This window comes from Micromonospora sp. C31 (genome assembly GCF_018070575.1).
In the GTDB taxonomy this organism is placed as follows: Bacteria; Actinomycetota; Actinomycetes; order Mycobacteriales; family Micromonosporaceae; genus Micromonospora.
On record NZ_JAGPXN010000023.1, the window covers coordinates 85,235 to 91,816 of the forward strand.

7 protein-coding genes are annotated in these 6,582 nt (G+C 73.1%); 2 read left to right on the plus strand and 5 right to left on the minus strand.

The window, feature by feature from the left end:
- Positions 1-205: 205 nt before the first annotated feature.
- The 5 genes from KBX06_RS24615 to deoC form a co-directional block, all read right to left on the minus strand.
- Positions 206-1,111, minus strand: a complete 906-nt coding sequence (locus KBX06_RS24615; RefSeq protein ID WP_210839114.1) for a M56 family metallopeptidase — start codon at positions 1,109-1,111, stop codon at positions 206-208.
- Positions 1,112-1,121: 10 nt separating this feature from the next.
- Positions 1,122-1,586, minus strand: a complete 465-nt coding sequence (locus tag KBX06_RS24620) for a BlaI/MecI/CopY family transcriptional regulator (RefSeq protein ID WP_210839116.1) — start codon at positions 1,584-1,586, stop codon at positions 1,122-1,124.
- A 198-nt stretch (positions 1,587-1,784) separates the two neighbouring features.
- Positions 1,785-2,609 (minus strand): aldehyde dehydrogenase family protein, encoded by an 825-nt coding sequence (locus tag KBX06_RS24625; RefSeq protein ID WP_210839118.1) that lies wholly within the window; start codon positions 2,607-2,609, stop codon positions 1,785-1,787.
- Complete coding sequence (locus KBX06_RS24630; protein ID WP_210839120.1) at positions 2,602-4,032, minus strand: aldehyde dehydrogenase family protein; 1,431 nt, start codon at positions 4,030-4,032, stop codon at positions 2,602-2,604. The genes KBX06_RS24625 and KBX06_RS24630 overlap by 8 nt, the downstream gene beginning before the upstream one ends.
- Before the next feature lie 6 nt (positions 4,033-4,038).
- On the minus strand, positions 4,039-5,028 hold the full coding sequence (gene deoC, locus KBX06_RS24635; protein ID WP_210839122.1) for a deoxyribose-phosphate aldolase: 990 nt from the start codon (positions 5,026-5,028) through the stop codon (positions 4,039-4,041).
- A gap of 132 nt (positions 5,029-5,160) precedes the next feature.
- Here deoC and upp point away from each other — a divergent pair, with 132 nt between their 5' ends.
- Positions 5,161-5,793, plus strand: coding sequence for a uracil phosphoribosyltransferase (gene upp / locus KBX06_RS24640; protein WP_089002050.1), 633 nt, complete (start codon positions 5,161-5,163; stop codon positions 5,791-5,793).
- A gap of 77 nt (positions 5,794-5,870) precedes the next feature.
- Positions 5,871-6,548, plus strand: a complete 678-nt coding sequence (locus KBX06_RS24645; RefSeq protein ID WP_210839124.1) for a GPP34 family phosphoprotein — start codon at positions 5,871-5,873, stop codon at positions 6,546-6,548.
- The last annotated feature ends 34 nt before the right edge of the window (positions 6,549-6,582 follow it).

Consider the following 6,582-nt stretch of genomic DNA (forward strand, 5'->3'; position numbering starts at 1 on the left):
CCTACGCATGGTCGCTACCGCGGTCCGGCGCGGGAGATTCTACGACGACTTGTAGTAGTTGTGGGGGAGGTGTAGGGCGCGTCGCCACCGGGCGGGTCCCGCCCCAGCATGGCCGGACGCGCTCCACGCCGTGGTAACCCCGGGAAGAACGGGACCGGCTCCCCGGGGAGGGGCAGCCACAACCGATGCGGGGCGGGGCCCGGGGTCAGCTCAGGAAGAGGGAGATAGGCAGGGCGGCCACGGTGGTCGCCACGGCCAGCGCGACGGTCCCGAGCAGCCGGGGCGGCCGGTCGGCGACCATGAGCCGCTGCACCCGTACGTCGAGGTCCCGGTCGCCCATCCCGAGGGTGCCGGCCGGCGTGATCCGGTTGCCGGCGGCGGCGAACCGGCGCAGCGCACCGGCGAGCGGGGCGTCGGCGTGCGCCTCCCGGGCCTTGTCGTCGGCCCGCATCTCGACCAGCAGGGCGACCCGCGCGTGCGCCTCGCGGACCCAGGCGAACCAGGGCAGCGCCCGGCTGAGCGCGGTGAACGGCAGCAGCACCAGGTCGTGCCGTTCCTGGGCGTGCGCCCGCTCGTGGGTGAGCACGGCCGCCAACTCGGCGGGATCCAGCAGGTCGAGGGTGCCCGCGCTGACCACCACCCGGGGCTTCATCCCCGGCAGGCAGTACGCCGCTGCGCCCGGGTGGTCGAGCACCAGCGCCCCGGGCACCGTCGGGTCCCGGCGGGCGACCAGGGCGAGCAGGTCCCGGTGCCGGCGCTGGGCGCGTACGGTGCCGTGGACGCTGCGGACGGTCGTGGCCAGCAGGACCGCGCCGATGCCGAAGCCCACCCCGACGGCGGCCAGGTGCGGCGCGCCCAGCCCGACGGGCAGGGTGCCGTGGCCGAGGTCCGTGGCGAGGGCGACCAGCGCGCTGCCGGTCGGCCGGTCGTAGGCGGCCAGGCCCAGCGCCATCGGCACGCCCATGGCGGAGAGCCCGAGGGCCAGCCCGACCGCCTGCCAGCAGACGATCGCCACCCGGGGGCTGCGCCACGTCCAGGTGGAGCGGGCGAGCACCTGCGCGGTCAGCCAGCAGGCCAGCATCGACGCGGCGAAGTGCAGGGCGTACGCCACGACCGCCGCCCTACCGGTCCGCTGCCTTGTCGGCCCGGGGCGGCAGACCGAGCCCGTCGACCGACGGCGCGTCGACCCGGTCGGTCAGCGCGTCACCGTCGTGCCCGGTCCCCCCGGCCTCGGCCCCGAGGGCGGCGCGCAGCACCTCGGCCTCCGTGCCGGTCACCGAACGGGCGAAGCGCACCAGCGCGGCGTCGCGGCTGCCGCCGAGGTCGAGAGCGTCGAGCATGAGCCGGGCGATGTACGCCTCGCGGCTGGCGGCGGCCCGGTAACTCCAGGCCCGCCCCTCCCGCTCGCGCTGCACCATGCCCTTGCCGGCGAGCCGGTCCAGCACGGTCATCACCGTCGTGTACGCCAGCTCGCGCCCGTCCAGCGCGTCGGCCACCTCGCGCACGGTGATCCCACCCGACGTGCCCGGGACCGAGTCCCACAAGACGTCCATCACCGCGCGTTCGAGATCACCAAGCCGAGTCACGCCGCAATCCTACCCCCGGTAGTAGACCCACCTCGCGCAGCACACCGGAGCTGAGCCCTCCCAAGGCGGCACACCCGAGCCGAGCTCTCCCACGAACCTGTCCACGGTCGGTTTTCCGGGGAGCCCCGCCCGCGCAGGGATCAAGCCTGACCGCCCGGAGCGGGCGGGGCTCCCCGGAAAACCCCCAGGACAGAACAGTCACACCCCCTTGGGGTGCCAGACCGTCTTCGTCTCCAGCAGGGTGGTCATCCGGGTGATGCCCGGGTCGGCGGACCAGTCGTGGTCGGCCGGGGCCGGCCGGAGCACCCGCTTGAGGTTCTGCGCCGCCTTGACCTCCAGCTCGATCGCCAGCTCGGCGTCGGCCACCCCGGTCAGGTCGATGGCGTTGACGTCCATGTGGGCCGCCAGCGCCGGCACGGTCTCGCTGATCCGGCCGGTGAGCAGGTTGACCACGCCGCCGGGCAGGTCGGAGGTGGCGAGCACCTCGGCCAGGGTCACCGCCGCGAGGGGCTGCGTCGGCGAGGTCGCCACCACCACGGTGTTGCCGGTGACGATCGCCGGGGCGATCACGCTGACCAGGCCGAGCAGCGCCGGTGACTCGGGGGCGACCACGGCCACCACGCCGGTCGGCTCGGGGGCCGACAGGTTGAAGTACGGCCCGGCGACCGGGTTGGCGCCGCCGTACACCTGGGGAAGCTTGTCGGACCAGCCGGCGTACCAGACCCAGCGGTCCACGGCCGCGTCGACCTCGTCGCCGGGCACGCCGAGGGCGACGAACTGCTCGCGCCGGCCCTCCAGCATCTCGGCGACCCGGTAGAGGATCTGACCCCGGTTGTACGCGGTCGCCCCGGCCCAGCCCTTCACGGCGGCGCGGGCGGCGACCACGGCGTCCCGCGCGTCCTTGCGGGAGGCGAGGGAAACGTTGGCGTCCTGCACGAGATACGACCGTCCCGACTCGCTGCGCGGGAACTTCCCGCCGATGAAGAGCTTGTACGTCTTGCGTACCGCGACCCGCTCAGACATTGAGGTAGCCCTCCAGCCCGTGCCGGCCGCCCTCGCGACCGTAGCCCGACTCCTTGTAGCCGCCGAACGGCGAGGTGGGGTCGAACTTGTTGAACGTGTTGGCCCAGACCACGCCGGCGCGCAGCCGGTCGGCCATCCACAGGATCCGGGAGCCCTTGTCGGTCCAGATCCCGGCCGACAGCCCGTACGGCGTGTTGTTGGCCTTCTCGACGGCCTCGGCCGGGGTGCGGAACGTCAGCACGGACAGCACCGGGCCGAAGATCTCCTCGCGGGCGATCCGGTGCGCCTGGGTGACCCCGGTGAAGATCGTCGGGGCGAACCAGAAGCCGCGTTCCGGCAGCTCGCACGGCGGCGACCAGCGCTCGGCGCCCTCGGCGGACCCGGCGTCGGACAGCTCCCGGATCCGCGCGAGCTGCGCGGCCGAGTTGATCGCCCCGATGTCGGTGTTCTTGTCCAACGGGTCGCCGACGCGCAGCCGGGCCATCCGCCGCTTCAGCGACTCCAGCACCCGGTCGGCGACGTTCTCCTGGATCAGCAGCCGCGAGCCGGCGCAGCAGACGTGCCCCTGGTTGAAGAAGATGCCGGTGACGATGCCCTCGACCGCCTGGTCGACGGGGGCGTCGTCGAAGACGATGTTGGCCGCCTTGCCGCCCAGCTCCAGGGTGAGCTTCTTGCGGGTGCCGGCCACGGCGCGGGCGATGGCCCGGCCCACCTCGGTCGAACCGGTGAAGGCGACCTTGTCCACGCCCGGGTGCTCGACCAGCACGCGGCCGGTGTCACCGGCGCCCGTGACGATGTTGACCACGCCGGCGGGCAGGTCGGCCTGCTGGCAGATCTCGGCGAAGAGCAGCGCGGTCAGCGGGGTCGTCTCGGCCGGCTTCAGCACCACCGTGTTGCCCGCCGCAAGGGCGGGGGCGATCTTCCAGGCCAGCATCAGCAGCGGGAAGTTCCACGGGATGACCTGCGCGGCCACGCCCAGCGGGCGCGGGTTCGCGCCGAAGCCGGCATGTTCCAGCTTGTCGGCCCAGCCGGCGTAGTAGAAGAAGTGCGCGGCGACCAGCGGCAGGTCGACGTCGCGGGACTCCCTGATCGGCTTGCCGTTGTCCAGCGACTCCAGCACGGCCAACTCGCGGGAGCGCTCCTGGATGATCCGGGCGATCCGGAACAGGTACTTCGCCCGGTCCCGGCCCGGCATCGGGCCCCAGACCCGCTCGTACGCCTGACGGGCGGCGCGCACGGCGCGGTCCACGTCCTGCGCGCCCGCCTCGGCCACCTCGGCGAGCACCTCCTCGGAGGAGGGGTTGACCGTCTTGAACGTGCCGCCGTCGGCCGGGTCGACGAAGTCGCCGTCGACGAACAGCCCGTACGAGGGCTTGAGGTCCACCACCGAGCGGGACTCGGGGGCGGGTGCGTATTCGAACATCGGCTCTCAGTCCAGGGTGAAGTAGTCGGGACCGGAGTAGGTGCCGGTCGTCAGCTTGGTGCGCTGCATGAGCAGGTCGTTGAGCAGGCTGGAGGCGCCGAAGCGGAACCAGTCCGGGTCCAGCCAGTCCGCGCCGACGGTCTCGTTGACCATCACCAGGTACTTGATCGCGTCCTTGGTGGTCTTGATGCCGCCGGCCGGCTTCACGCCGACCTGCCGCCCGGTGGCGGCCCGGAAGTCACGGACCGCCTCCAGCATCACCAGCGTCACCGGGAGCGTGGCCGCCACCGGGACCTTGCCGGTGGAGGTCTTGATGAAGTCGCCGCCGGCCAGCATCGCCAGCCAGGAGGCGCGGCGCACGTTGTCGTACGTGGCCAGCTCACCGGTCTCCAGGATCACCTTCAGGTGGGCTGCCGGCCGCCCCTGGCGACCGCCATCGGCAGAGCCGCAGGCCTCTTTGACCGCGACGATCTCGTCGTAGACCTCGGAGTAGCGCCCGGCCAGGAACGCGCCCCGGTTGATCACCATGTCGATCTCGTCGGCACCGGCCGCCACGGCGGCCCGGGTGTCGGCGAGCTTGACCTCCAGCGGGGCCTGCCCCGAGGGGAAGGCGGTCGCCACGCTGGCCAGGTGCACACCGCTTCCGCGCAGCACCTCGGCCACGTGCGGGACCATCGCGGGGTAGACGCAGACCGCGCCCACGTGCGGGCAGGAAGGATCGGCCGGGTCGGGACGCAGCGCCTTGGCCGCGAGGGCCCGCACCTTGCCCGGGGTGTCCGCCCCTTCGAGGGTGGTCAGGTCGACCATCCGGATCGCCAGGTCGATGGCCTGGGCCTTGGCGGTGGTCTTGATGGAGCGGGTGCCGAGCTGTGCCGCCCGCTGCTCCGCGCCGACCTGGTCCACGCCGGGCAGGCCGTGCAGGAAGGTCCGCAGAGCGGTCTCGGATCGTCCCAACTCGGAGAGCTCCGACCGGGCCGACGTCGCTGTCGCCGTCATGCCTCGGAGTCTACGCACCCGACCGGGCTGTGATCTTGGTCACGGGGTTGTCGGCGGTGGGGTCGTGAGCGAGGTCGCTGCTCCGGCCGCACCCGCGGTGCCGGAGCGGGGCGACCGGTAGGTTGAGCGATCGTGGACGTACACGTCATTGACCATCCGCTCGCCCAGTCGCGGCTGACCGCCATGCGGGACGCGCGCACCGACTCCTCCTCGTTCCGGGCGGCGCTGCACGAACTCACCACCATGCTGGTGTACGAGGCCGCGCGCTCGTTCCCCGTCGAGAAGTACCCGGTGCAGACCCCCGTCACCGGCACCGAGGGCACCCGGCTGGCCAACCCGCCGCTGCTCGTGCCGGTGCTGCGGGCCGGCCTGGGCATGGCCGACGCCGCGCTCGGCCTGCTGCCGGAGTCCTCGATGGGCTTCGTCGGCCTGGCCCGCGACGAGGAGACGTACGAGCCGCGCGCCTACATGGAGTCGCTGCCGCGTGACCTGAGCGGGCTGCCGGTGCTGGTGCTCGACCCGATGCTCGCCACCGGCGGCTCGCTGGAGCACTGCTGCCGGCTGCTGGCCGACCGCGGTTGTACCGACATCACCGTGCTCTGCGTGCTCGCCGCGCCCGTCGGCATCGAGCGGCTGGAGCGCTCCGGCCTGCCGCTGCGCCTGGTCACCGCCTCGATCGACGAGGGCCTCAACGACCGGATGTTCATCGTGCCGGGGCTCGGCGACGCCGGCGACCGCCAGTTCGGTGGGATGCCCCGCTTCTGAGGTCCACCGTGCGGCTGCGCGTGAATCCGTGCCCGAGTCCGTGCGCGGGATGCGCGCAGCCGCTACCGTCTCCGGCCATGACTGGTGTTGCGCTCGCCGAAGAGCTGCTTCTCCTCGCGTACGACGACGAGACCGGCAAGGCGACCATGCCGCGGATCAGCCTCGACCTGGGGATGGCCGCCGCGGTGCTGATCGAACTGGCCCTGGCCGGGCGGATCGCGTACTCCGACGGGTCCCTGACGGTGGTCGATCCGACGCCCATCGGCGAGCCGCTCGTCGACGGGGTGCTCGCCCGCATGGCGGCCGACACGCCGCACAGCCCCTCGTCCTGGGTGCAGCGGCTGCGACACGGCCTACGCGACAGGATCCTCGGCGACCTGTGCGCCCAGGGCGTGGTGCGCGACGTCGACGAGACCGAGCTGGGCTTCATCCACGTGCACCGCTATCCGACGGTCGACCCCGCCGTCGAGGCGGACACCCGACGCCGGCTCGCCGAGGCGCTGGCCAGCGGCGAACTGCCCGACGAGCGGACGGCGGCGCTGGCCACCCTGGTCGCGGTCCTGCGGATGGAGCCGGCGCTCGGCCTGGCCGGTGACGCGGCCCGCGAGGCCCGGCAGCGGCTGGAGGAGATCGCGGGTGGCTCCGGTTTCTCCGGCACCGTCAGCCTGGACGACTCCGTGGTCCGCCCCTCGGTCGGTTTGGTCGTGGCCGCCCTGGCCAGCGCCGTCAACGCCGCCCTGGGCCCCCGCCGCTAACCACCCTGCCCTCCCCCCCCACCCCACCCACCCC

Coding starts and splice junctions, on each gene's coding strand:
- KBX06_RS24625 (WP_210839118.1), bottom strand. CDS start 2,609: ATGTCTGAGCGGGTCGCGGTACGCAAGACGTACAAGCTCTTCATCGGC.
- KBX06_RS24630 (WP_210839120.1), bottom strand. CDS start 4,032: ATGTTCGAATACGCACCCGCCCCCGAGTCCCGCTCGGTGGTGGACCTC.
- deoC (WP_210839122.1), bottom strand. CDS start 5,028: ATGACGGCGACAGCGACGTCGGCCCGGTCGGAGCTCTCCGAGTTGGGA.
- KBX06_RS24645 (WP_210839124.1), top strand. CDS start 5,871: ATGACTGGTGTTGCGCTCGCCGAAGAGCTGCTTCTCCTCGCGTACGAC.